This window comes from Epilithonimonas sp. KH_059 (genome assembly GCF_057838485.1).
Genome location: NZ_CM174468.1, coordinates 492,280 through 517,958, shown reverse-complemented (window position 1 = coordinate 517,958; position 25,679 = coordinate 492,280). Strand labels below are relative to the sequence as shown.

The following is a 25,679-nucleotide window of genomic DNA, read 5'->3' as shown; positions in this document are numbered from 1 at the left end:
ATTCAACTATAAAGAAATAAGGTATGAAAATTTACCATCTTTCAATGGAATGTTACCCAATCGCCAAAGTAGGCGGCTTGGGAGATGTCGTTGGGGCACTTCCAAAATACCAAAATAAAATTCCAGGGATAGAGGCCAGCGTCATTATGCCCTGGTACAACCGAGACTATGTCCACAGCCATGCATTTGAATCTGTTTTCGAAGGGTGGATTCATCAGAATCAGAAGGGATATTTTTTTGAGGTTTTAAAACAAAAAGAGTCTACTCTTGGTTTTGAACTCTATCTTGTTCGAATTCCCGGTCTTTTGGACCGAGAGAATCCCTACGGGTATTGGGACGAGAGTCAACAATTCTTAGCGTTTCAGCATGCGACCCTTCATTATTTATGTGGAAGTGGCGAAAAAGTGGACGTTCTGCATTGCCACGACTACCATACAGGTCTAATCCCCTTTATGGTGGAGCACTGCCCTGAATTTGAAGCGCTTCGGGGAGTCCTTACTTTTGGAACCATCCACAACGGAGAGTACCAAGGACAAATGCATTGGGAGATGCTTTCTTACTTTCCTTTGGTGAGGGACCGATCTCATTTAGGACTCTTAGATTGGGATGGGAAAATTAATCCCCTCGCCTCCATGATCAAATGCGCCCATGCCTTTAATGCGGTTTCCAGCGGGTATATGGAAGAATTGCTCACGGAGTTTAAAGGCTTAGAACATTTAATTCGTGCGGAAAAAGCCAAAGCCTTTGGGATTATCAATGGAATTGATACGGAGGTTTGGGATTCCCAGACGGATCCTTATTTGCCTTACACGTTTTCGAAAGAAAACGCTCTTAAAGGCAAAACAAAAAACAAAGCCAAAATTTGTGAAGAGTTCGGCCTGAATCCTGAGCTTCCGCTCTTTGGGTTTATTGGCCGTTTTGCGGGGGAAAAAGGAGCGGATTTTCTACCCGAAATCATCGTAGAGAGCATTGTGAAAACATATGGAGCACTAAATATTATTGTTTTGGGCTCAGGAGACAAAGCCTTAGAGCATTCCCTTGCAGAGTTAAATGAGAAGTTTTCTAATTTGGCTCTTGGACTCGGATATAACGAAGCGCTGTCTCATCAAATTTATGCGTCTTGTGATTTCCTACTCATGCCCTCGCGCGTGGAGCCCTGTGGGCTGAATCAAATGTACGCTATGCGCTATGGCACCGTGCCGATCGTCCGCTATACCGGTGGATTAAAAGATACCGTTCAGGACGTGAGTACAGGAGGAGCGGGACTGAATTTCGCATATGCAAGCGCAGAGGCCTGTGTGGATGCGATGATGAGAGCCTTAAGTCTCTACCAAGATCCTCCCACGATGGAAGCGCTTGTTTACGCAAACATGAATTTTGATTTTTCATGGGAGCGTTCCGCACAAAATTATGTAACTTTATATCAGAAATTTGAAGCGTAAAATGCAATTAATTGCGGATTTTTACGAGCACACTCGATAGCCAAGTTTTTAAAAACCATTACAAAAAAAAATTCAGTATGAAACCCAATGTAATTTCCATTGTTTTGGGCGGTGGGCGCGGAAGTCGCCTCTTTCCATTGACGCAATCCAGAAGCAAGCCTGCGGTACCTATTGCAGGGAAATACCGTCTCGTGGACATTCCGATTTCCAATTGTTTGAATTCGGGATTTAACCGAATTATGGTGCTTACACAGTTTAATTCTGCCTCCTTAAACTCTCACATTAAGAATTCCTATCACTTCGATATCTTTAGTCGAGGCTTTGTGGATATTCTAGCGGCGGAACAAAATATGGATAGCGAGGAGTGGTTTCAGGGCACCGCCGATGCGGTGCGTCAAAGCATGCGACACCTCGAAAAGTACGATTTTGATTACGTGCTCATTCTTTCCGGAGATCAATTGTATCAAATGGATTTCAGAGAAATGATTGATTTTCATATTGCACAAAAAGGTGACATTACGATTGCAACCATTCCGGTCAGCGCAAAAGATGCGCCTGGTTTTGGAATCTTAAAATCCAACGAGAGTAGTGCCATTGAATCGTTTGTGGAGAAACCGAGTGAAGAGGAACTTTCCGAATGGAGAAGCGAAGTCTCAGAACAAAATAAAAACAAAGGAAACCATTACTTGGCCTCGATGGGGATCTATGTATTCAACAAAGGCATTATTAGAAAAATGTTTGAAGAGGATCCCGGCGATGATTTTGGAAAGGACTTAATTCCGAATGCTATTGAAAAGGGATACAAGACCCTTAGTTTTCAATACGACGGGTATTGGACCGACATTGGGACCATTGAATCTTTTTACGAGGCGAACATTGACCTCGCTCAGGATTTTCCAAAATTCAATCTCTTTAGTAGCAAACCGATTTATTCTAGAGCGAGAATGCTACCGCCTACCAAAATTTTAGGCTCCTATGTGCAGCGCGCTGTCTTTGCAGACGGGTGCATTATTATGGCCGATAAGATTGAGAATTCAGTCATTGGAAACCGAACTAGGGTAGACAAGGGAAGTACAGTTCTAAATTCCTACATGATGGGGTCGGATTTTTACCAATCCACGATGGATATTGTAGAAAATGACCGCACGGGTGAACCCAACCTTGGCATTGGAAAATACTGCTACATTGACCGCGCGATCATTGATAAAAATGCGCGCATTGGTAACCACGTGAAGATCATTGGAGGGAAGCACCTCCAAGACGGAGATTTTCATACGCATTCCATTAAAGACGGCGTTGTGGTGATTAAAAAAGGAGCTGTGATTCCAGAAGGAACTCAGATTGGTTGATTTAAAAATTAGTTACTCAATTATTTTTCGTTAGCGGGGAGCAGGGGTTGCTCACTCGCTAGCGAATTGTTATTTTTGCCCATGCGTTGGATTCGATTTGCCTTTATTTTTGCGGCTCTTATTTTGCTAGGATACGGACTGTCTCTTCTTTTTGAAAAAGGCAGCACACAGTATACGATTGAAAAAAATGTAGACTATCCCCTTGAGAAAGTGTTTCCGATGTTTCGGGACTTAAAGCAATTTGCAAGATGGAACGTTTTAGTGAAAGGCTCAGAGTCCTCACAGATTCATTTCTTTCGCCCGTACGAGGGAAAAGGCGCCTCGCTTCATTATTTTGATCCGAAAAACAGCCATACGATGGAAATGTTTCTTCGCTACGAAAATCCCAATTCCACCCTTCGTTACCAACTTTTTGAAGGAACGGAAAGTCTTCCGTATCTGATTGATTTAAAGTTCAAAGAAATGGGTCCGAATCAAACCAAGATTCGTTGGAGTGTAAAGACCCCGAGTCGGTCTGTTTTTAAAAGTTCACTTAGCCGATGGAACGAAGAAGAATTTAGAAAGATCGTGGACCAAAGTATGCTTTCGCTTTCTTCGGTTTTGAGTAACCGCGTGGACAGGGACCAGTTGCTCTCCAAAATCACGTACGATTCTCTAATGGTAGAGGAGCAGGAGGGAGCCCTATTGGTGGGTGTCAATGTGAGTACTTCCAACCATGGCGATGCCCTGTTCAAAAACATTGTTTTGAATCACAACAAAGTCTTTAATTACATTACAACCGATTTGGGTAAAGACGAGGAAGAATTTGGCTTTCCGATCTTAGTTTCACAGGCTCAGAATACAAAATCGAGCGAAGTCTCGTACTTTTATGGGTTTCCGGTATCAAAACGCAGTGCGCTTTCAGACAATAGTTTTAGTTTTAAAACACTTAATGCTGCGAAAACCTATGTGCTTTATTACAAAGGCCCATTTGAAAAAAGACAAGGGGCCGTGGCGAAATTAGTGGCAAAAGCAAAGGCGGACTCCCTTCGTTATGGGGAACTCTCACAGCGATTTTTTCAAGCGCCGAAAGAAAACTCAGAGGTGAATTTAAAATTGTCACTACCCGTTTTTCGCTAAGGCGAAAAATTGGCGAATCATGCATAATTATTTTAGCGCTTTCATTCCCTTTGGGTCATAGAAATTTATTAAATTTGTAGACTAACATTTTTATTGAACAGAAACTGTAAATAATGGATCGATTTTCCTTTCTAAACGCAGCACATTCTCAACTCATTGAGGATTTGTACCAAAAATATTTAAAATACCCGGATTCTTTGGAGCCTTCTTGGAAGGCCTTTTTTCAAGGTTTTGACTTTGCCTTAGAGAATTATGGGGAAGATGGGCCCCCGGTAGTTTCTAGTTCCTCCTCGCTTAATACGACTCAAAAAGCCGTAAGTGCAAAGCCGGCGGTGGGTCAGGGAGAAATTCCTGAAGAAATTGTCAAAGAATTTAAGGTTTTGGATTTGATAAATGCGTACCGATTAAGAGGGCATCTTTTTACCCAAACCAATCCGATTCGCGAGCGTCGCCATTTTGAGCCGACCTTAGATATTGAGAACTTTGGCCTTAGCCAAGGGGATTTGTCTTTAAAATTTAATTGCGCCACCCAAACCGGGATGCCTAGCGCAGCCACTCTTCAAGACATTCTTGCGCATTTGCAGAAAATTTATTGCGATTCCATCGGAGTGGAGTATATGCATATAGACAATGTAGAGGAAAAGAACTTTGTTCAACAATGGTTGCAAGTCAATGAAAACCATCCGACGCTTTCTGCGGACGAAAAGGTCGAGATTTTGCAAAAATTAAACCAAGCGGTTGCCTTCGAGAATTACCTTCATACGAAATTCGTAGGTCAAAAAAGGTTTTCCTTAGAAGGAGGAGAATCTCTTATTCCAGCCTTAGACCAACTCATTACGCGTTCCTCTCAACTGGGTGTGGACGAAGTTGTACTAGGGATGGCTCACCGAGGAAGATTAAATGTACTCACGAATATATTTGGAAAATCCTACAAACAAATCTTTTCTGAATTTGAGGGAAAGGAATTTGAAGAGGATGTTTTTTCAGGAGACGTAAAATACCATTTAGGTTCTTCTAAACGAATTGTAACAGCCAACGGAGAAGAGGTTTCTATTAACCTAACTCCAAACCCTTCCCACCTTGAAACTGTAGGATCCCTTGTCATGGGAATTTGCCGTGCGAAAGTGGATCATTTGTACGAGGGAGATTTCTCCAAAGTGCTTCCTATCGTAATTCATGGAGACGGCGCGATTGCCGCGCAAGGAATTGTATACGAAGTCGCACAGATGATGTCTCTTGAAGGATACAAAACAGGAGGAAGTGTTCATATTGTAGTGAATAACCAAGTTTCCTTTACTACGAACTATGCGGATGCAAGATCGTCCAACTACTGTACGGACATTGCGAAAGTAACGAGTTCCCCGGTGATGCATGTCAATGCAGACAATGTGGAATCGGTCGTGCATGCCATTCGCTTTGCGGCAGAGTTTAGAGCGAAATTCGGGAAAGATGTTTACATTGACTTATTAGGCTACCGTAAATACGGACATAACGAAGGGGATGAACCTCGTTTCACCCAACCGAATCTTTATAAAGCCATCTCAAAGCACCCCAATCCACGTGAAATTTACAAGACTCAACTGGTAAAAGAAAATGTGGTTTCGGAAGAGGTTCTTAAAGCGATGGAAACGGACTTTAAGGCCCTACTTGATGAGGATTTTGATGCGTCAAAACAAATCGAGAAGAACGTCATGGATATTTTCATGAGTGAGGCTTGGAAAAAATTCCCACTGGGAAAAAGAGGGGGTCTGCAAGAACCGGTGAATACCAGTTTTAATTTAGAGACTTTAAAAGACTTAGCCGTAAAAATGGTAAGTCTTCCAAAGGATAAAAATTTCATTAAGAAAATCACGCGTCTTTTTGATCAGCGACTTAAGATGATTGAAACGGATTCCTTAGATTGGGCGATGGGTGAGTGGCTTGCCTATGCAACCCTACTTAACGAAGGCCATGACATTCGAATTTCAGGAGAAGACGTAGAGAGAGGAACTTTCTCTCACCGTCACGCAATCGTAAAAACTGAGGACACAGAAGAAGAATACATCCCGTTAGATCATTTAGGAGACACCACCTTCCGAATTTACAATTCCCACCTTTCTGAGTACGGAGTTCTAGGATTTGATTACGGATATGCCATGGCTTCTCCAAACACCCTTACCATTTGGGAGGCGCAGTTTGGTGACTTTGTCAACGGTGCCCAAATTATTATTGACCAGTATTTAGCGGCGGCTGAAGAAAAGTGGAAAACGCAAAACGGACTCGTAATGTTACTTCCTCACGGATCAGAAGGCCAAGGGGCAGAGCATTCCTCTGCAAGACTTGAGAGATTCTTAGGACTGGCTGCGAATGAAAACATGGTGGTGGCGAACATTACCTCACCTGCCAACTTCTTCCACTTATTAAGACGTCAATTAAAGTGGAACTTTAGAAAGCCTTTAATTGTCATGTCTCCAAAATCTCTTTTACGTCACCCGAAAGTGGTTTCGAAATTAGAAGATTTTGCTCAAGGCGGATTCCAGCCTATTTTAGACGATCCGATCGCGAAAGCGGAGAAGGTGAAAAAAGTAGTGCTTTGTAGTGGAAAATTTTACTTTGAGCTTTTAGCCAAACAAGAAGAACTCGGAAGAGAAGATGTTGCGATTGTTCGTTTGGAACAGATTTACCCAATTCAAGAGGATAAAATGCAAGAAATTCTTCAAAAATATAGTGGAAGAACAGAGCTTGTTTGGGCTCAGGAAGAACCAGAGAACATGGGAGCATGGTCTTACATTCTTCGAAATTTCCGCAAGGAAAATATTGAAGTGGTCGCTCCGATTGCAAGTGGATCGCCTGCACCGGGTAGCCATAAGATGTACGAGAACAACCAAGCCGATATCCTTCAGCGCGTGTTTACTTCGGCTTAAATTAAAAAGTACCGTCTTTAGAAAAATCAATAAAATAATTAACGAAAAAAAAACATTCAAATATGTCAATTCTAGAAATGAAAGTTCCTTCACCGGGCGAATCCATTACAGAGGTTGAAATTGCAACCTGGTTAGTGAAAGACGGTGACTACGTAGAGAAAGACCAGCCAATTGCCGAAGTAGATTCTGACAAAGCTACCCTAGAGCTTCCTGCAGAGGAAAGTGGGATTATTACCTTGAAAGCAGAAGAAGGTGATTTGGTAGAAGTAGGTCAGGTGGTATGTCTTATCGACCGATCTGGACAAAAGCCAGCAGCAGGAGCAGAGGCTCCGAAAGCAGAAGCACCAAAAGCAGAAGCTCCGAAACAAGAAGCTCCGGCGCCAGCAGCCCCGAAACAAGAAGCTCCTAAATCGGATTCTTACGCAGCAGGTACGCCTTCTCCGGCCGCTAAAAAAGTACTAGACGAAAAGGGAATTGACCCCTCTACGGTATCTGGAACTGGACGTGATGCTAGAATTACAAAAGAAGATGCGGTAAACGCAAACCCTTCTTTTGGAGCCGTATCCTCAACTTCAGGATCAAGAGAAATGACCACAACAAAACTCTCTATGCTTAGAAGAAAAGTGGCTAGTAGACTTGTTTCTGTGAAGAATGAAACCGCAATGCTAACTACTTTTAACGAAGTGGACATGTCTGAAATTTTCAGAATTCGCAAGGCGCACAAAGAAGAATTTACAGCGAAGCATGGAATTGGACTTGGATTCATGTCTTTCTTTACGAAGGCAGTGACAAGAGCCTTAGAAATGTATCCTGACGTGAACGCATCCATCGACGGAGATTACAAAATCAATTACGATTTTGCAGATATTTCGATTGCCGTTTCGGGTCCAAAAGGACTGATGGTCCCTGTATTAAGAAATGCAGAGAACATGAGCTTTAGAGGCGTAGAGGCAAACATTAAATCTCTTGCAGACAAAGTACGTGAAGGAAGCATTAGTGTAGACGAAATGACAGGAGGTACCTTTACCATCACCAATGGAGGTGTATTTGGATCGATGCTTTCGACTCCAATTATCAACCCACCTCAATCTGCGATCTTAGGAATGCACAACATTCTTCAAAGACCCGTAGCCATTAACGGACAAGTGGAGATTCGTCCGATGATGTACCTGGCCATGTCTTACGACCACCGTATCATCGATGGGAAAGAATCTGTAGGATTCCTTGTGGCTGTGAAAGAAGCCATTGACAATCCTTTGGAATTCCTATTGGGTGGAGACGAGCGCAAAGGACTAGAACTCTAATTAGTTCCTTTTTAAATAATAAGAAATCCTACAGCTAAATAGCTTGTAGGATTTTTTTTTGGCCCTAGATGGACTTAGGCAACCTTTTTGCAGCCATTCAGCAAAAACCTGGCATGGAGTCTAAAACGAGTTTCAATATTAAGGTAACCGCGCGCCCCGTATACGATAGCAAAAACAGCTATCCACTCGAGAATCGATTTGTCTTTCGGTACGATATTACCATCGAAAATCTGAGCAAAATTCCCATTCAATTGCTACGAAGGGAATGGCTGATCTACGATTTAGGTTTCGGATTTACCGAGGTGAAAGGGGAAGGGGTCATTGGGCTTACGCCTGTGATTTTACCAGGGCATGATTTTGACTATTTTTCCAATGTACTCTTAAGTTCTGGCGTAGGCTATATGACAGGAGAATATCAATTTCGAAACTTACTCACTCAGGAACTTATCAACGTCGAAATTCCAAAGTTCAAATTGCACTCGCTCGTTTTGTGCAATTAAAAGAGCTAAAGCTTTTTAATCTGCTTTTGAAAAACAGGCAGGATTTCCTCTGTCGAGGTAATGATAAGTCTTTCAAAGCCAAGTAGCGCTAATTTAGCGCACACTTCTGCATCTTCGCCCGCACGGTGGTGTTTAAACTCCAACTGATGTGCAAGGGCCAAATTCTTCAAACTATAACTCCCTAAACCTTTCCAAGAGCGTTTGGCCACCTGAATGGAACAGAGGTAATTTAATTTGGGAGTAAACAGACCATAATGTTCTAGACTCGCTCTTAACACGCCTGCATCAAAGCCAGCATTGTGCGCTAGGAAAAGATTACCATAAAGCAGCTCGTAGATCTCATCCCAAATCTCTGCAAAGGTCGGAGCGTGTGCGACGTCCTTAGGCTCAATCCCATGCACTTCAATGTTTCGGGGATGGAAGTACGGAAAACTTGGCGGTTTGATGAGCCAGGTTTTGGTCTGTACGATTTTTCCTTGCTCTACGACGGTGACCCCAAGCTCACAAGCGGAACTTCTCTCATGGGTGGCTGTTTCAAAATCGATGGCGCAAAAATCAATCATGGCTTAGCGTTTATTTGACTGAGCACTAAATAGGCCCAGGGTTCTAAAACGAGGCTTTGGTTAGGGCTCAGGGTTTGTTTTTTGCCCTCAAACACATTATTGTACTCTCCGCTATGCTCGCTTAGATCTAACGTGAAATTTTGAGCTGTAGGGCTTAGATTTACAACCGTAAGGACTTTGTCTCCGTTTTTTTCTCGAACAAAACTAAGTACGTGGTCTTTTTTTGAGTTGGTAATGCGCTGCATTTCTCCGCCCCATTTGCCATTCCATAAGGCTTGGTTTTGGTGTTTCAATTGAAATAGCGTGGTGTAAATTGCGCGGTTTTCATGCGCTTGCCACGAGATCGGATCTTTCTCAAAAAAATCAAGGGATCGGGAGAGGCCTGCTTCTTGTCCGCTATACACTAAGGGCATCCCATCGAGGGTGGTCATGAGTACCATAGCGGCTTTGAGGCCTTCTTTGAAATTGAGGTTTTGATTGCCTTCCCAAGAGTTTTTATCGTGGTTGTCCGTGAATTGAAGTCGGATGGCTTCTCTGGGGAAGATAGACACATGTTCTGCGATATAGCCTTCCGTGAGCGGAAAGATTGGGGTGTGCTTCGTTGTGATCTGATGAAGTACATTGTAGAGTTCCCATGCGTAGGTGGCATCGAATGCGTGACGATGGAGCTCTTTGTCCTGCGCTTCTGCTAGGAGAAATACCGGCTTTATTTCTTCTAGTTCTGCTCTTGCGTTTTCCCAAAACTCAAGAGGAACAAAACTAGCCATGTCAGATCGGTACCCGTCGATATCAAACTCCTCGACCCAGTAGGTAAGGGCCCTAGTCATGTATTCTCTTAAAGCAGGTTTTGAATAATCAAAATCAATTATATCGTCGTAATCTCGCCAAGGTGTAGGCTGAAACTCTCCCTTAGAATTGCGTAAATACCAATCCGGGTGGTCCGTCACAAGAGCATTGTCCCAACTGCTGTGGTTTGCTACCCAATCGAGAATGACATGCATTCCTTGGGCATGAATAGCCTCGATCAATTCTTTGAAATCTTCTTTGGTTCCAAACTCGGGATTGACACCATAATAGTCTTTCACCGAATAATAACTCCCTAAGGTGCCTTTGCGGTTTTTCTCTCCAATGGGATGAATTGGCATGAGCCAAAGGATGTCAATGCCCATCGCTTTTAGCTCGGGCAGTGCTTTTTGAACTGCCTTAAAATTACCCTCTTTCGAGAATTGTCTTACGTTCAGTTCGTAGAGTGTAGCGTTTTTAACCCACGAAGGGGTATTTAACTCTACATAGGGTTTAGGCTGGTAGTTAGGGGATCTTTTTTGGGCAGCAAGTAACGTTATATAGAGCAAAAGGGAAAGGCTAAGAAAAGAGCGAAGACATCTCATCGGTATGGAATTAAGGGTTCAATTTACTTAATTCCGAGCGTTATTTCAAAAGAAAATGTCTGAAAATAAGCCATTTGCTTTGGTAGAATTTTTTCATTTGATAAGCGCCTCTTCTCTTCCAGGTTTCTTTGGCCTGTCCATAGAATGCGAAGTGCGCTCGTACTACGGCCCAAAGGTGAGGCAGTCCGTTTTGGATTCCAAAACGAATGCCTGCGATTCCATCCAGACAAAGGCGAAGAAAAATCAGGCCCAGTAAAGAAGGAAAAGGAAGGTTCTTGAGTAGCATGGATAGGTTGTTTCGGAAGTTTAAATAGGTCTTTTGTGGACTTTGCTTATTAAGAGTTCCACCGCCCACATGGTATACTTTTGAAAATCCCGTATAGAAAATTTTTCTCCCCGAATTTTTGAGTCTCCAGCAAAGGTCAATTTCTTCCTGATGAGCGAAATATCGCTCATCAAATCCCCCTTGTACCCAAAAATCTTTGCTTCGAATAAAAAGACAGCAACCTGAGGCCCAGAAGATTTCTGTTTGGTCGTTGTATTGACCTAGGTCTTTTTCAAGAGTATCAAACTCTCTTCCCCGGCAATAGGGATAGCCTAAATTGTCAATGAGTCCTCCTGCAGCTCCTGCAAATTCAAATGTATCCTTTTGCGAATAGCTAAGAATTTTGGGCTGAATTGCGGCAATGTCAGGACGCGCGTAGAAAAGTTCAAGTGGCGCAGAAAGCCAGTCCGCAGTCACTTCTACATCGGAATTTAAAAGACAATAGAATTTCGCTTTGATCTTTTTTAACCCTTCGTTATAGCCTGCCGCAAAGCCATGGTTTTGCGTGTTTACCACGATATGAACCTGAGGGTAGTTCTCTTTCAAAAAAGTAAGAGAATCGTCGCTCGAGGCGTTGTCGATCACATAGATTTGGGCGCCTTCTGAGTGCACTAAAACCGAGGGAAGAAATTTTTCGAGCCATTTCTTGCCGTTCCAATTCAAAATGGCGATGGCTAAATCAGGAGTTGAAGTCATAGGGATCAAAGCATTATAAGGGCGGGAGTAGACTTTTAATCTGCTTTTGGTATTTCCACCTGCGGTGGGACCAAAGGTAATTTGCAGGTCTTTTTTGAATGGTATTTTCTAAAAGATGATGGAATTTTTGAACCACTTCGAAAGCAGCAAAGCGCTCCTGTTCAGGGTAAATTCTTTCGTAGTTAATTTGGTAATAGCCCCGTTTTACCTTTTTCATGTCGCAATAAATGAAGAAAAGATCCTTTCGTGTGGCGAGCTTATCGTACCCGATAAACACAGGGGTCTCTTGATTTAAAAAATCAAGACCTTTGTCCACGTGAGTGTGGTGAGGGGATTGATCCGCGACAAACATATACACGGAGTCTCCGTCATTGGGATGGCTTAAAATATGTTTTATTACGTCCTTATCTTCAAGAGACTGGTTTTGAAATCGGTTTCGGATTTTCAAAATCTGCTGATCCCAAAACGAATTGTTGATTTTTCGATAAACCGGATAGGAGTGGGATTGAGGAAGCGAGGTGGCTAATGCGGAAATCCACTCCCAATTAAAGACATGACCCGCTAAAAGGATGACGTTTTTCCCTTCCTCTTTTGCCTCTTTAAATACATTCTGATTAATATGCTGTACTCGGACTCTTAATTCTCGCTCTGAAATGCTCCAAAGCTTTACTGTTTCTACAAGATAATCCGTAAAATTTCGATAGAATTCTTTTTGAATTTTTGAGATTTCTTCTTTGCTTTTTTCTGGAAAGGCATTCTGAAGATTGGTTCTCACTACTTTTTTTCGGTAGCCAATCAAATAATAATTTAAAAAGTACAGAATATCGGACATGCCGTAATGCAGCCACAAGGGGAGTTTTGAGATCCAAAGGAATAAGCGTAAGAGTACCTTCATAAAGTGTACAAATTTAAGAATTAAATCCCGAGACAAGGTAAGGAGTAAAATAAAAGCTGTATTTTTGATTCCAATTTGAACTTATTAATATGAAAAAAATCAAAATTTTAGCCCTCGCCGTCTTTTCGTTAACGCTTTTTTCTTGTGCAAAGAAAAGCGAAACGGGCAAGACGACAGTGGACTCTACAGTAGTTGAAGTGCAGGACAGTGCGGCAATTGCGGCGAAGAAGAAGGCGGATCAAGATAAAGAAAAGGCCGCTCTTCCCAAGCCCTATAGTGAGACAGAAGATGCAGAAGCCAAAATTAAAGAACTCGTAGTGCAAGCACAAAAAGAAAACAAGAACATTATACTTCAAGCCGGAGGGAACTGGTGTATTTGGTGTTTGCGATTTAATCAATACGTACAAACCACGCCAGAGTTAAAAGAAATTATTGATCAGAATTACCTTTATTACCATTTGAACTATTCGCCAAAGAACAAAAACGAAAAAGTTTTTGCGAGCTATGGAAATCCTGGGGATGAGTTCGGATATCCTGTTTTTATCGTCCTTGATAAAAACGGAAAACAAATTCACACCCAAGAGAGTGGAAGTTTAGAACAAGATAAAGGCTACAGCCTAGAGAAGGTGAAAGCATTTTTCAATGCGTGGAAGCCAAAGGCATAAGCAGCAAAGAAATCAAGTAATATTTTTCTGAAGCCGTCTCAATTTGATTTTGAGACGGTTTTCTATTCAATATTTAAGTGAAATCGCAATGCAAACCTAACGAAAATTAAAGTTACCGGCCTAGAGGCTATCCTATACAACCGTCTAAACCTACCAAATGAAATTGCCAAAACGTCAGATACGCTGCGATATGAGTATTTAGCCAATGGCAGAAAACTGCAATTACAACATCAAGATACGGGTATAATCTACCATGGCGATTTCCTTTACAAAACTCAAGGACTATCTGGAATGAGGGTGAATTACCAGAAAATTGGACGGTGGCAAAACTGAAGGTAAAGCATCCTTCCCGACCCTACAATCCTGACATTGCTAATGCTTTTTTCAGAAGCGGACTTATCGAATCCTGGGGAAGAGGAACAATTAAAATTTTTAACGAAGCTAAAGTCGCCAAAATACCTGTCCCAATTTTTAGATATGAGGATAATGGATTCTATGTGATTTTTAATTACATAGAAGTAAGTATGCAGCAACAAGTTCTGGATTTGATTAAGGAAGATCCGAAAATTACTATTGTTGAAATGGGAAATAATCTTAGCACTTCCGTTCGAACAATGAACCGTATTCTTAATGAATTAAAAGATGAAAATGTTATAAAAAGATCGGGTAGTAAAAAAGAAGGGTTTTGGGAAATATTGTAATTATTGGCACATAAGTGGCACAAAAGAATTCTTGAAAGGTGTTTAATAATAGGCAATGTACACCATATGATTTTTATTTAGGATAAAATGTGACACTAAAATGGCACATCAGAAATGTGATTTTATTGGTAGGTCATTCCATATCTCAAACCCTTGAAAATTTTTTCTTGTGGATTTTGTCTTTCTCCTCACAAGTCTCTGGCTTGTTTTGAGATATATAAATATTCTACGCCATCCGTTTTTTCTTGTCGGAAATTGACCCTAGAAGTATCACCTTCATCACGAACTTCTTTCCAAATTAAAAAACTAATATCTGACCAGCGTAATCCTGATAAACACGAAAAAAGAAAAGTTTTCTTCAATACTGGATATTATTTTCTGCTTTGGCTAAGCGTTGTAACTCATCAAAAATCAGATATTCTCTTTGACTTTCAGCCTGTTCAAATGATTACTTTTACCCATAGTAGTTGATAGTGTAGGAACTTCAAACTTACTAAAAATTGAGTAGCCATTTTTTTGGTTACTCTTTTATCGGACAACAATGAAAAAGAATGATAAGATCCTGAATTTGTTTATCAGAGATGGTGTCTTATTCAGATTTGTCGTAGATGCTCTAGAGGTAAATCGTTTCATTTTGGACGGTCCTGCTTCACCTCTAGTCATCTAAAAAAAAATGAAGCAAAGCTAAAGCCTCAATTCAGGTCAGACAATATGTAGTTCGTAGGGCGGATACGTCTCATTTCTCAATTTCCTTTAAGATTACCGGAGCTAATTTATGACCAAACATTAAAAGAACTTGGTTTACTTTTGTTAAACTTAAATTCTCCTTTCCTTGTTCTATTTTTCTAACCACAGTCAAAGCAACACCTGCTTTTTCAGCAAATTCTTGCTGTGTAAGATGGGCTTCTTTGCGTTTATCTTTGGTAAATTGTGCTAAACTTCTATACATTTTTATATGCTTTTGCAGGTATTTACTACAAATATATAAAAGTATATGTAAATGCGTATATTATTTGTTTAGAAGTGTATTTTATATGCGATGTGATATAAAATACTTGAAATAATAGAGCATATTAAAAGAAAAAATAACTGTTTAATGTTAAATTTTCACATGGGTTTCATCAAATGATTCTGTCACAAATTTAGGAGATATTTGTAACAGAGCGTATTATCATTTGAATATGTTGAATGAGATAGGGTCGAAACTTAGTTATTTCGATTCAAAAGCCTAATCACTAACTTCTTCTAAAATGACATAAGTCTTTTAATCCATTCTAATTTGGACTTCGAGTAGGGAGGATATTTAATTGAGGGCTCTCCCCAAGTGGTTCGCTTAAGAATTGATTTTTCATGGGAAAAAGTGCGAAAGCCCTTTTCTCCATGGTAACTGCCCATTCCTGAAGAGCCCACACCGCCAAAGGGTAAACTTGGATTGGTGAGATGCATAACCACATCGTTTATGCAGCCCCCACCAAAGGAAAGCTGAGTTAAAAAGGCCTCTTTTTCCTGTTTTCGATTTGAAAAAAGATAGGCTGCTAGAGGTTTTTCGTCATGAAGTACGCTCTGAAGTGCCTGTGAAAAAGAGCTGTAAGAGAGGATCGGTAAAATAGGTCCAAATATTTCTTCTTGCATTAACGGACTCTCCCTAGTGACGCCGCGAATGACGGTAGGTTCAAAATAAAGGGTCTCTTTATTTCGATTGCCTCCATAATAGGGATCCTCTCCGACTAAGAGGCCTTCCAGCCTTTCGAAATGAGAAGGGGAGATGATCTTTGTGTAATGCGTACTTTGAGCTTCGTATCGAAACTTTTTAAGATAGTGAGTCACGTGCGATAAAAACTGGGATTCAATAGCAGAATCAACGAATACATAATCCGGTGCCACGCATGTTTGTCCCGCATTTAGGAATTTTCCCCACACGATTCTTTTGGCTGCCGTTTTTAAATCGGCGGAACGCGTGATGATTGCGGGAGACTTGCCTCCAAGTTCGAGAGTCACAGGGGTCAAATGTTTCGCGGCCGCTTCGTAAACGATTTTCCCGACTTTGGTGCTTCCTGTGAAAAAGATCTTGTCCCATTTGTACTCTAGTAGTTCACTTGCAACTTCTTGTCCTCCCTTTGCGCAGTAAAAGGAATGAGATGAAAACGTGGAGTTGATGAGACTAGTGAGGAGTGCCATCGTATGGGGTGCATGTTCACTCGGTTTTAGAATCACCGTATTCCCTGCTGCAAGGGCAGCGATTGCAGGGCACAATGAGAGTTGAAGAGGGTAGTTCCATGGAGCCATGACCAAAACTAAGCCTAAAGGCTCTAGATAGATGCGGCTTTGTCCCGGAAGGTTTGCAAGGTTGGTTCTTACTCTCTTAGGCCGAGATAGAGAGCGGAGATTCTTCAAATAGTAACCCAGTTCACTATAAACCATAGAAAGTTCGGTTGCATAAGTGTCGAATCGGGACTTACCCAAATCTTTCTCCAGCGCTTCATAGAGTAAATTTTCATTTTTCTTGAGCGTAGATCGCAGAAGTTCTAATTGAATTCTTCTGAATTTTAAATCTTTGGTTTTATGCGATTGAAAAAAGGTTCTTTGGGTAGAGATTATATCTTGGAAGTTCATTACATTTAAGCTTATTTGTAAAATTAGCACTTTTTAAATTCATTAAAGGAAACTTTGAAAAAGGAATTTGTATGAACTTTCAAAATAAAACCGTTCTGATTACAGGAGGTGCCTCTGGCATCGGAAAAATTATGGCTAGAAAAAGCCTTGAAAGGGGCTGTAAATCCCTTTTGCTATGGGACCTGAACCTTGATGCCCTTGAGGCGGTGTCGCAAGAATTTGAAAGTCTAGGCGCTGCCGTGGAGATCTATAAGGTAGATGTTTCTAAAGGCGAGGAAATTGCCGCGGCGGCAAAGCAGGTTTTAGAAAAGCACGGTGCAGTGGATGTTTTGATTAACAATGCAGGCGTTGTTTTTAAAGGCTATTTTCATGAAAATTCGGCTTTTCAGATTGAGCAGTCCCTTCGGGTTAATTCCACAGGACCCATGCTAATTGCGAAAGAGTTTCTAGGACCGATGACGGCGCAGAACAGCGGATCCATCTGTAATATTGCTTCTTCGGCAGGACTGATTTCAAATCCGAAAATGGCGGTCTATGCGGCCTCTAAATGGGCGTTAACGGGCTGGAGTGACAGTCTTCGTTTGGAAATGGAGGAGCTCAAAAAACAGGTGCATGTCACAACCATTATGCCCTTTTTCATAAATACGGGAATGTTTGACGGCGTAAAATCGAAGGTACTTCCGATTTTGGATCCGGAAAAAACCTCCGAAAAAATTATTAGAGCCATTGAAAAGCATTCAGGATTACTAGCTCTCCCGCTTCCTTATTGGTTCATAAGGCTTACGCAAGGAATTTTACCCGCAAAAGTATACCAGTGGGTCATGCGTGATGTTTTTGGAATTTACGACACGATGAACGGATTCAAAGGACGTACTCAAAAATAAAGCCTTACCATTTGCGCCGTTTTACATAAATATAGGTAACAATCACAATCGTAGCCATGACAAGGAGCACCCCAATGTACCCGTATGGACTACTTAACTCGGGCATGTGACGAAAATTCATTCCGTAAAGTCCCACAATAAAGCTAAGGGGTAAAAAGTACATAGAATAGATAGCTAGAACCTTCATCACATAATTGGCTTTTTGGTCCGAAATGGCCAAGAACAGGGAAATCAAATTTGTGATCTGAGAGAGCATATGCTCATAATCGGTCATGACATCTACGTATTTATCATGTAGGTCGGTCGACTGTGTACTGGAAAGCTCAAGATGCGCAAACTTTTCAACCCACTGAGAGGAATTGTTAAGGATGCGGATTGAAAGCCCGATTTTTCTCTTTAGTTTGTAGAGGCCACGAAGTTGGTTGGCTCGGTCCGCTTTCTTTAAAAAGATTTGCTCTTCTTTTTTGTTTAAGATTTCAAAAATATCCTGGGATTCTTGGTCGAAGGTTTGAATGACTTCTAGAGCAATCCTAAGGAGGATGTCTTCAGCACGAAGGGGCTTCTTTTTGGAGTGCAGGTATTCTTTTGCTTTTTGAATGCTGGTGTTGGGAAGTCGGTGAACCGTAATAATTTTCGAACCCATTAAAAAAACACCAATTTTTGTCGAGATATCACTTATCGCATTGTGAGCGCCTTGGGTTGAACCTGTGCTTTCTCGAATTAGGAAGAATTCGAGATTTTCGTCCTTTTCGTATTTCGGTAGGTGATTGGGATCGACCACGTCTTCTAAGAGTAGTCGTCCAATCTTATGTTCCTTGTGGAGATTCTCCAAGTCTTCTGCACTTGGTTTTTCCAGATCTAGCCATTGGCACTGGTCATTTTGATAAAGGGTTTCTAAGGGCATCTTAAAAGGGAATAGGTTGAGGGCGCTTGCTAGTTTAGATAACGAATTTAGTGCAAATTTTAACACAAGAGATTGCAATGTGTAAATTTATCCTGTCTTTTTTCAAGTTCGCTCGATTCCATGGCAAAACGTTTACCCGCCGCCCAGGCTTTGCACAGCGTAAAAATTCATAGGAAAGAGTTGAAAAAAATCCATTCTCACTCTTTTTCTTATATTTACTGTAATTTGTAAGGGAGCTTAAGAGTCCACTTACTTACGCAGAAAATAGAAAGAAAAGCAAAACGATAAACGAATACGAATTATGATAAGAAGTATCATCAAAGGAACGGGATACTATGTTCCCGAGAATGTAGTTACGAATGACGATTTGTCAAAGTTAATGACCACAAACGATGAATGGATCACAGAGAGAACTGGGATTAAACAGCGTCATCACCGAAAGGAGCGTAACGATGCCGAAGAAACGACTTCCTATTTAGGGCTAAAAGCAAGCCAAATGGCCTTAGAAAACGCGAAATTAGAGGCGAAAGACCTTGATTTCATCGTTTTTGCAACGCTCTCACCCGATTATTTTTTTCCAGGATGTGGAGTCTTACTGCAAGAACAACTAGGCTGTGATACCATCGGTGCACTCGATGTTAGAAACCAATGCTCCGGTTTTGTTTATGCTTTAAGCGTTGCGAATGCCTTTATTAAATCCGGTACGTATAAAAACATTTTGGTGGTGGGAGCAGAGGTACATTCCTTTGGTCTTGATTTTTCCGACGAGGGTAGAGGCGTTTCGGTCATCTTTGGGGACGGTGCAGGAGCCGTGGTTCTTTCTCGTGCCAGTGAAGACGAGAAAGGAGACATTCTCTCCTTCAACATGCACTCTGAGGGGAAATATGCCGAGGAGCTGTGCACGAAATTCCCAGGGTCTAAGTACGGATGGAGCGATCGAATGAGACTTGAGCCAGAGGCGGTTACAAGCGCAGAGATATATCCCCACATGAATGGAAATTTCGTATTCAAGCATGCCGTCACAAGGTTCCCTGAAACGATGCAAGAAGCCCTTGCAGAGGCCGGTAAAACGGTGGAGGATCTTGATGTATTCATCCCGCATCAAGCGAATTTAAGAATTGCTCAGTTCGTTCAAAAGAAGCTGGGTCTAAAAGACGAGCAGGTTTACAACAATATTGAGCGTTTTGGAAATACCACAGCCGCTTCAATTCCTTTAGCGTTTGCAGAGGCGGTAGAAAAAGGAAAGGTAAACAGGGGAGACCTTGTGCTACTTTCTGCTTTTGGAAGTGGCTTCACATGGGGAAGCGTCCTATTTGAATATTAGAAGAATTTTAGACACACACACATAGTTTAAAAAAAGACTACTCGATAAAGAATCGAGTAGTCTTTTTTGTATAGTTGTGTCTAGTCCTGAACCTACTGTTTCAATAGTTTGTACTGCGGGTTGAAGTTTCGATCTCCAACTTTGGTCACTTGAAATAGGTGCCCTTCCGCCACAAAATAAACAGAGGGAGTAGGCGCCAAGTCCTTTTCGTTTGACTTGAGGCTGATGTAGGACCCGTCTTTACTAAACTGAAAAGTGCCTTCTTCCTTAAATTCTGCCCCATCCTTTTGATCTGCCCCTTCATACACTTGATTTAAGGTGTACTTATCGTCCGTATTTATAGTCAGAGTCGTTTCAATTCCGCTGCAAGAAGCGCACGGAAGTGTACCTTTATAGGTGCCTTGCCAATCTAAAGAGTTCTGCGTGGTATCTCCAATAGGAATCTCTTGCGCGCTCGTAGAATCCTCTAGAGCTGCAATAGTAATGGTGTCCGCTGGGTTTTCAATCGTCTCGGTTTGTTTTTTCTGGCAGGAACCTAGAAAGAGTAGTACTGCTGCAGAAAGTATAATCGGTTTTTTCATCTTGTTTTTTATTTGAAAGTATAAATTCAAAAACTGTGCTAAAGGCCTTTTGCAGGTGCTTTTATTTATTTTTAGAAGTGCCATGTATTTGCATTGCTTTTGTTAGCATTTGTTACTCAATATAGTAAGAAGTGGAAAAAACAAAAGACCCCGCTTTGCGCGAGGTCTTTCTAAGAAATTCTTCTTCTTCGGCTTAGCCTAAGAAAGGGTATTTGTAGTCTTTTGGAGAAACAAAGGTTTCTTTGATTGAGCGAACAGAAACCCAACGAAGAAGGTTCATTTTTGATCCTGCTTTGTCATTGGTTCCAGAGGCTCTAGACCCTCCAAAAGGTTGTTGTCCTACAACGGCACCGGTAGGTTTATCGTTGATATAGAAGTTACCGGATGCATTTTCAAGGGCAGTGTATGCCTCTGCAATCGCGTAACGGTCTTGAGCGAAAATAGACCCTGTTAGAGAGTAAGGAGAGGTTTGATCTACTAACTCTAAGGTTTCATCCCAAGCTTTGTCTTCGTATACATAAACGGTAAGAATAGGGCCAAAGATTTCTTCGCAGATACTTTCGTACTGAGGATTGGTGGTTTCAATCACGGTAGGTTCAACAAACCAACCTTTCTTTCCATCGCAATTTCCTCCGAAAATAACTTTTGAATCTTTTGATTTTTTAGCTCTCTCAATATAACCTGCACATTTGTCAAAGGATTTTTTATCAATCACCGCATTAACAAAGTTCGATGGATCTTCTGGTGAGCCCACTTTGATGGTCTTTAATTGAGCGTCCATTACTTTTTTCACGTCTTTCCACAAAGATTTAGGAATGTACGCTCTTGAAGCCGCTGAACATTTTTGACCTTGGTATTCGAAAGCACCTCTTACAAGGGCGGTTGCCACAGCTTCTACATTGGCAGAAGGGTGAACCATTACGAAGTCTTTTCCTCCAGTTTCTCCTACGATTCTAGGGTAGGTTTTGTATTGGTGAATGTTTTCCCCAATCATCTTCCACATGCTTTGGAATACAGGCGTAGATCCCGTGAAATGAAGTCCTGCAAAGTCTGGGTGAGAAAGAACGCGTTTCGCAGTATCCGCTCCGTCTGCAAAGACCATGTTGATTACCCCTGCAGGTAAACCTGCTTCCGTAAGCACCTCCATAATCACTTTTGCAGAATAGATTTGCATGTTGGAAGGTTTCCAAACCACTACATTTCCCATTAGAGCCATACAAGTAGGAAGGTTCCCAGCAATAGCAGTAAAGTTAAATGGTGTAATCGCAAAACAGAATCCTTCTAACGGTCTGTATTCAGAGCGGTTCCAGATTCCTTCGTCAGAAACAGGCTGTTCGCTGTAAAGGTCCGTCATGAATTCTACGTTGAAACGTAGGAAGTCAATAAATTCACAAGCAGCGTCAATTTCCGCTTGGTGTACGTTTTTACCTTGACCGATCATGGTCGCTGCATTAAGTTTGTCACGGTAAGGTCCTGCAAGTAAATCTGCTGCTTTTAAGAAGATCGCCGCGCGGTGTTCCCAACCTAGAGCATTCCATTTTTCTTTCGCATCAAGAGCTGCTTTAATGGCACTGTCTACATGCTTCATGGTACCCTCATAGTAGAATCCAAGATTGTGCTTATGGTCTTGAGGAGAAGAGATTCTTACCTCGGTTTTGGTAGTCACTTCTTTTCCACCAATAACCATTGGAATTGCTACTTTTTCTTTCCACATCTTTTTGTAGGTAGCAATGAGTGATTTTACTTCCGGAGAGCCCGGTTCGTAAGTTCTTACCGGTTCATTCACCGCGAATGGCACCTGAGAAATAGCTTTAGACATATTTTTATTGATTTTTAGATTAAAATTTGAGTATGTACAAAGTTAAGGGATTTAAGTGGAAAGACAAAGTTTCTCGGAATGTAGGAAGGATTAAAAACTTGTTCTAGGATCGGCCTTCCTTCCTCTTCAATCCTTTTCGATTTAAAAAAAAAATCCGCCTGGCTTGAAAACCAGGCGGACATAGAGAAAATTTAAAGTTAGTCAAGACCTCCTTTACGAGTAGGTTCTGATACTTTTGGCCATTCCATTTGTTTCCCCGTTCTAGGGTTAATGGGAAGGTTGATTTTTTGGTTAGAAGACTTTTCAGGATCTTCACTTGCCATGTAAGTCAAAATTGAGATAAGAGCTACGTTGTTTTTAATATCGTCAAATACGATTTTGTCGTACGTGTCCCTTTGCGTGTGCCAAGTGTAACTTCCATACGCCCAGTTAAGAGAACCTAGCATAAATGCAGGGGCTCCAGCCGCTACGAAAGAAGCGTGGTCACTCCCTCCACCACCAGGAGTTCCTGGGAACGTAAAGTTAATGTCTCTTGTCAATTTTGAAGGCGCTGCACTAAACCAACGTCCTAAAAAATCATAAGCATTTAAGAAGCCTTGTCCACTCACGTTTTGAATTCTTCCGGTTCCGTTGTCTTGGTTGAAAACGGCCTGAATTCCGTCCATTTTGTCTTTGTGCATTGATACATAGCCTCTAGATCCGTTAAGGCCTTGTTCTTCACTTCCCCATAATCCTACGATAATGGTACGTTTTGGGTTCGGGTAGTATTTTTTAAGAATACGGGCTACCTCCATCATGGTAATGGTACCGGTACCGTTGTCGGTTGCTCCAGTTCCTCCATCCCAAGAGTCAAAATGGGCAGAAAGAATCACATATTCATTTGGTTTTTCACTTCCTTTGATTTCAGCCACCGTGTTGAATGTCGGTGCCATTCCGTGGTCTTTGCTTGAAGTTACGATGTTAAGTTTTGGAGTAATCCCATTTTGAAGCATACGGTAAAGTTGTCCATAATCTTCTAAAGAGACGTCTACTACAGGGATTTTTTTCGTTCCTGCTGAGAATATTTTATTCACCCCAAATCCACGGCTCCAATTGCTCCACACAAGACCTGCAGCGCCAGCTTCTTCAAATGGCTTATTAAGACTTCTCCATGAGAGTCCTAAAACGGCAAGACTTTCGTTCCAAGCTTTGCTTTCTGCGCGAGTTCTCTCTTGGTAAGCTTTGTACGATTCTTCGGTTGCAAATTCTTTCCAATTGTAATCAGGTCTACCGCTTGATTGGTATTGAGATACCATCACGAGTTTACCTTTTACTTGGGGAAGCCATTTTTCGAATTCCGCTTTGGTTTTGAATACAGGAAGCATGATGACTTCCGCAGTCACTCCTTTTGAGCTGGTTGCAGGGCTGAAAGCCAGCTGCATAGCTTCTAGAGATTTTGTGTAGGGATACACCATCGTAGCAGAGGAAGTTCCTCTTTCCCATGATTTCCATTCTCCCCACTGCTCATTTTTAGCCTCAATGCCCCAAGTCTTGAACTTGGCTACTGCCCAGTCGTGGGCTTGTTGCATTTTTGGACTTCCCACAAGTCTAGGGCCGATCCCGTCTAGTAACTCAAACGCAAGGGGTTCAAGTTGAGAGTTTTCATAGGTTTCTTTCATGATTTGATCCACCATAGCCTGCTGATTCTGAGCTGCTACGAGGCCTACCGTAAGCGATAGGGAAACCGTCATAATTCGTGTAAAATTCCTCATTAATTAAATTTTTGATGAAGATATTAAAAATATTTGAAATAAAACCCTTACACTGCGCTTGTAGTCGAGCTTTTACGCAATTTGCTTTTTGAATTCATCTCCACGCTTTGTGAAAAAAGGTCTTCTCGAAAGGGGATTAAAAAAACTAAATTCCGTAACTTTAACGTTTTAATACTTAAAGAATATGACTTCAAAAGAAAAAGTGGCTTTGCTTCGCAAGGAGATGGAAGCCAAAAATATCGATGCCTTTGTGGTGTTTTCCGCAGATCCACACATGAGCGAATATTTGCCTGAGCAGTGGAAAGAACGTGCATGGCTCACTGGGTTTACAGGATCCGCAGGATTTGCGGTTCTTACTAGAGATAAGGCAGGTGTTTGGACGGACGGACGTTATTTTATCCAAGCCCCTAATGAGCTGAAAGGATCTGATTTTGAATTGATGAAAATGGGAGCGGATGGTGTTCCCGATTATGTTACGTGGCTTAAACAGGAAGTGAAAGAAGGAGGAGTGGTTGCCACGAACGCCTTTGCAGCCGCCAATAGCAGCTGGGAGGAAATGAGCCAAGGCTTAAAAGACAAAGGAATTACCCTTGTGGACCTTCCTTTGTTAGATGCCGTTTGGACCGAGCGAGGAGAAGAAATCAAAAACCCCGTTTTTGTGCATCCTTTAGAGCGCGCAGGCCAAAGTGTAGAAGATAAATTGAGCGCGATTCGTCAAAAAATGGAAACGCAAAATGCAAATCTGCATGTGATTTCCAGTTTGGACGATGTGGCTTGGACCTTAAACTTAAGAGGAAGTGATGTAGAATGCAATCCTGTTTTCCTAGGATACGTTGTGATTTCTCTAGACTCCGCTTATCTATTTGTAGACGAATCGAAAGTGGATCAGGAGGTAAGAAACCACCTGCAGGCAGCCTCGGTAGAGATCAAACCTTACGAAGAATTTTATCCGTACCTAAAGTCACAAAAAGGGAAATCGGTTTTGGTTTCTCCAAACAGCAACCAAGCTATTTTTGTAGCCTTAGAAGGAAATGAAATCCTTAAAGCTCCAGTTCCTGGAAACTTAATGAAAGCCATCAAGAATGAAACCGAACTAGAAGGGTTTAGAACCGTGATGGTTCGAGACGGTGTGGCGATGGTTAAGTTCTTACACTGGCTTACAACGTCTGTAGGAACAGAGGTAATGAGTGAATATTCGATTGCTCAAAAGCTACAAGGTTTCCGTAGTGAAGGAGAGAATTTTGTAGGAATTAGTTTTGGAAGTATTGTGGGATACAAAGGCAACGACGCTATTCCACATTATGCACCTTCTGAAACTGCAAGTGAGATTGTAGAGGCAAAAGGAAGTATTTTAGTTGATTCCGGAGGTCAATACCTAGAAGGAACCACGGACATTACAAGAACTTTTCCTTTAGGAGAGGTAAGTGAGCAGTACAAACGAGACAGTACTCTTGTGCTAAAAGGAATGATCCGACTTTCTCGCGTGAAATTCCCAAAAGGAACGAAAGGCGTGCATCTGGATGCCATTGCAAGACTTCCGTTATGGATGGAAGGGAAGGAGTACAACCACGGTACCGGACACGGAGTTGGAAGTTTCATGAATGTTCATGAGGGTCCTCAAAACATCCGTAAGGATATGAATTTTCAAGATCTAATTCCAGGAATGGTCGTGTCAAACGAACCGGGACTCTATATTGAGAATGAGTACGGGATTCGTCATGAAAACCTAATTGCGGTGAAGGAATCCGAAACGACCGCCTTTGGAGAGTTTTACGAGTTTGAAACTCTTACGATTTGTCCTTTCTTTACCAGTGCGATTCAAAAAGATCTATTGGCTCAGGAGGAAATTGAGTGGTTAAATGAGTACCATAGATGGGTTTCTGAAAAACTCTCTTCCCACCTGAATGGAGAAGTAAAAGAGTGGTTCCTAGAAATGGTGAAACCGATCTAAGA

At 41.7% G+C, this 25,679-nt stretch carries 21 protein-coding genes; 11 read left to right on the top strand and 10 right to left on the bottom strand.

Annotated features, from left to right (window positions below; genetic code table 11):
- Nucleotides 1-23: 23 nt before the first annotated feature.
- The 6 genes from AC3IRX_RS02340 (at nucleotide 24) to apaG (ending at nucleotide 8,617) form a co-directional block, all read left to right on the top strand.
- Complete coding sequence (locus AC3IRX_RS02340; RefSeq protein ID WP_489210879.1) at nucleotides 24-1,442, top strand: glycogen synthase; 1,419 nt, start codon at nucleotides 24-26, stop codon at nucleotides 1,440-1,442.
- A 77-nt stretch (nucleotides 1,443-1,519) separates the two neighbouring features.
- Nucleotides 1,520-2,791, top strand: a complete 1,272-nt coding sequence (locus AC3IRX_RS02335; RefSeq protein WP_489210878.1) for a glucose-1-phosphate adenylyltransferase — start codon at nucleotides 1,520-1,522, stop codon at nucleotides 2,789-2,791.
- Between the two features lie 81 nt (nucleotides 2,792-2,872).
- Entirely contained in the window at nucleotides 2,873-3,910 is a 1,038-nt protein-coding gene (locus AC3IRX_RS02330) for an SRPBCC family protein (protein WP_489210877.1), read from the top strand.
- Between the two features lie 113 nt (nucleotides 3,911-4,023).
- Nucleotides 4,024-6,813 (top strand): 2-oxoglutarate dehydrogenase E1 component, encoded by a 2,790-nt coding sequence (locus AC3IRX_RS02325; RefSeq protein WP_489210876.1) that lies wholly within the window; start codon nucleotides 4,024-4,026, stop codon nucleotides 6,811-6,813.
- A 62-nt stretch (nucleotides 6,814-6,875) separates the two neighbouring features.
- A complete protein-coding gene (gene odhB / locus AC3IRX_RS02320) occupies nucleotides 6,876-8,117 on the top strand; it encodes a 2-oxoglutarate dehydrogenase complex dihydrolipoyllysine-residue succinyltransferase (protein WP_489210875.1) in 1,242 nt (413 codons plus the stop codon).
- A 68-nt stretch (nucleotides 8,118-8,185) separates the two neighbouring features.
- The gene (gene apaG, locus AC3IRX_RS02315; protein WP_489210874.1) at nucleotides 8,186-8,617 is read left to right on the top strand and encodes a Co2+/Mg2+ efflux protein ApaG; all 432 of its coding nucleotides are present in this window, start codon (nucleotides 8,186-8,188) and stop codon (nucleotides 8,615-8,617) included.
- Between the two features lie 5 nt (nucleotides 8,618-8,622).
- On the opposite strand, the gene AC3IRX_RS02310 is transcribed toward apaG, so the two are convergent.
- The 4 genes from AC3IRX_RS02310 to AC3IRX_RS02295 are packed head-to-tail and all read right to left on the bottom strand — an operon-like array spanning nucleotide 8,623 to nucleotide 12,484.
- The gene (locus tag AC3IRX_RS02310) at nucleotides 8,623-9,180 is read right to left on the bottom strand and encodes a 3'-5' exonuclease (protein WP_489210873.1); all 558 of its coding nucleotides are present in this window, start codon (nucleotides 9,178-9,180) and stop codon (nucleotides 8,623-8,625) included.
- Complete coding sequence (locus AC3IRX_RS02305; RefSeq protein ID WP_489210872.1) at nucleotides 9,177-10,568, bottom strand: alpha-amylase family glycosyl hydrolase; 1,392 nt, start codon at nucleotides 10,566-10,568, stop codon at nucleotides 9,177-9,179. Before AC3IRX_RS02305 ends, AC3IRX_RS02310 begins: the two co-directional genes overlap by 4 nt.
- 40 nt (nucleotides 10,569-10,608) lie before the next feature.
- Nucleotides 10,609-11,589: a glycosyltransferase family 2 protein gene (locus tag AC3IRX_RS02300; RefSeq protein WP_489210871.1), complete on the bottom strand. Its 981-nt coding sequence runs from the start codon at nucleotides 11,587-11,589 to the stop codon at nucleotides 10,609-10,611.
- 13 nt (nucleotides 11,590-11,602) lie between these two features.
- Entirely contained in the window at nucleotides 11,603-12,484 is an 882-nt protein-coding gene (locus AC3IRX_RS02295; protein ID WP_489210870.1) for a lysophospholipid acyltransferase family protein, read from the bottom strand.
- Nucleotides 12,485-12,573: 89 nt separating this feature from the next.
- On the opposite strand from AC3IRX_RS02295, the gene AC3IRX_RS02290 reads away from it, so the two are divergent.
- Both AC3IRX_RS02290 and AC3IRX_RS02285 read left to right on the top strand, forming a co-directional pair.
- Nucleotides 12,574-13,149: a thioredoxin family protein gene (locus tag AC3IRX_RS02290; RefSeq protein WP_489210869.1), complete on the top strand. Its 576-nt coding sequence runs from the start codon at nucleotides 12,574-12,576 to the stop codon at nucleotides 13,147-13,149.
- Between the two features lie 221 nt (nucleotides 13,150-13,370).
- The gene (locus tag AC3IRX_RS02285; RefSeq protein ID WP_489211460.1) at nucleotides 13,371-13,850 is read left to right on the top strand and encodes an ATP-binding protein; all 480 of its coding nucleotides are present in this window, start codon (nucleotides 13,371-13,373) and stop codon (nucleotides 13,848-13,850) included.
- Between the two features lie 736 nt (nucleotides 13,851-14,586).
- On the opposite strand, the gene AC3IRX_RS02280 is transcribed toward AC3IRX_RS02285, so the two are convergent.
- The gene (locus tag AC3IRX_RS02280) at nucleotides 14,587-14,799 is read right to left on the bottom strand and encodes a helix-turn-helix domain-containing protein (RefSeq protein ID WP_489210868.1); all 213 of its coding nucleotides are present in this window, start codon (nucleotides 14,797-14,799) and stop codon (nucleotides 14,587-14,589) included.
- 296 nt (nucleotides 14,800-15,095) lie between these two features.
- On the bottom strand, nucleotides 15,096-16,463 hold the full coding sequence (locus AC3IRX_RS02275) for an aldehyde dehydrogenase (RefSeq protein ID WP_489210867.1): 1,368 nt from the start codon (nucleotides 16,461-16,463) through the stop codon (nucleotides 15,096-15,098).
- Between the two features lie 71 nt (nucleotides 16,464-16,534).
- On the opposite strand from AC3IRX_RS02275, the gene AC3IRX_RS02270 reads away from it, so the two are divergent.
- Nucleotides 16,535-17,347 carry an SDR family oxidoreductase gene (locus AC3IRX_RS02270; protein ID WP_489210866.1) on the top strand — a complete coding sequence of 271 codons (813 nt, stop codon included), beginning with the start codon at nucleotides 16,535-16,537 and terminating at the stop codon, nucleotides 17,345-17,347.
- A 4-nt stretch (nucleotides 17,348-17,351) separates the two neighbouring features.
- On the opposite strand, the gene AC3IRX_RS02265 is transcribed toward AC3IRX_RS02270, so the two are convergent.
- Nucleotides 17,352-18,251 (bottom strand): CorA family divalent cation transporter, encoded by a 900-nt coding sequence (locus tag AC3IRX_RS02265; RefSeq protein WP_489210865.1) that lies wholly within the window; start codon nucleotides 18,249-18,251, stop codon nucleotides 17,352-17,354.
- Nucleotides 18,252-18,552: 301 nt separating this feature from the next.
- Here AC3IRX_RS02265 and AC3IRX_RS02260 point away from each other — a divergent pair, with 301 nt between their 5' ends.
- The gene (locus AC3IRX_RS02260) at nucleotides 18,553-19,575 is read left to right on the top strand and encodes a 3-oxoacyl-ACP synthase III family protein (RefSeq protein WP_489210864.1); all 1,023 of its coding nucleotides are present in this window, start codon (nucleotides 18,553-18,555) and stop codon (nucleotides 19,573-19,575) included.
- A 92-nt stretch (nucleotides 19,576-19,667) separates the two neighbouring features.
- Here AC3IRX_RS02260 and AC3IRX_RS02255 read toward each other — a convergent pair whose 3' ends face one another.
- The 3 genes from AC3IRX_RS02255 to AC3IRX_RS02245 form a co-directional block, all read right to left on the bottom strand.
- The gene (locus tag AC3IRX_RS02255; RefSeq protein WP_489210863.1) at nucleotides 19,668-20,156 is read right to left on the bottom strand and encodes a copper resistance protein NlpE; all 489 of its coding nucleotides are present in this window, start codon (nucleotides 20,154-20,156) and stop codon (nucleotides 19,668-19,670) included.
- 193 nt (nucleotides 20,157-20,349) lie between these two features.
- Nucleotides 20,350-21,975 (bottom strand): L-glutamate gamma-semialdehyde dehydrogenase, encoded by a 1,626-nt coding sequence (pruA, locus tag AC3IRX_RS02250; protein WP_489210862.1) that lies wholly within the window; start codon nucleotides 21,973-21,975, stop codon nucleotides 20,350-20,352.
- A 197-nt stretch (nucleotides 21,976-22,172) separates the two neighbouring features.
- Nucleotides 22,173-23,726, bottom strand: a complete 1,554-nt coding sequence (locus AC3IRX_RS02245) for a M20/M25/M40 family metallo-hydrolase (protein ID WP_489210861.1) — start codon at nucleotides 23,724-23,726, stop codon at nucleotides 22,173-22,175.
- A gap of 184 nt (nucleotides 23,727-23,910) precedes the next feature.
- Between AC3IRX_RS02245 and AC3IRX_RS02240 the strand changes: the two genes are divergently transcribed.
- The gene (locus AC3IRX_RS02240; RefSeq protein ID WP_489210860.1) at nucleotides 23,911-25,677 is read left to right on the top strand and encodes an aminopeptidase P family protein; all 1,767 of its coding nucleotides are present in this window, start codon (nucleotides 23,911-23,913) and stop codon (nucleotides 25,675-25,677) included.
- Nucleotides 25,678-25,679 lie beyond the last annotated feature (2 nt).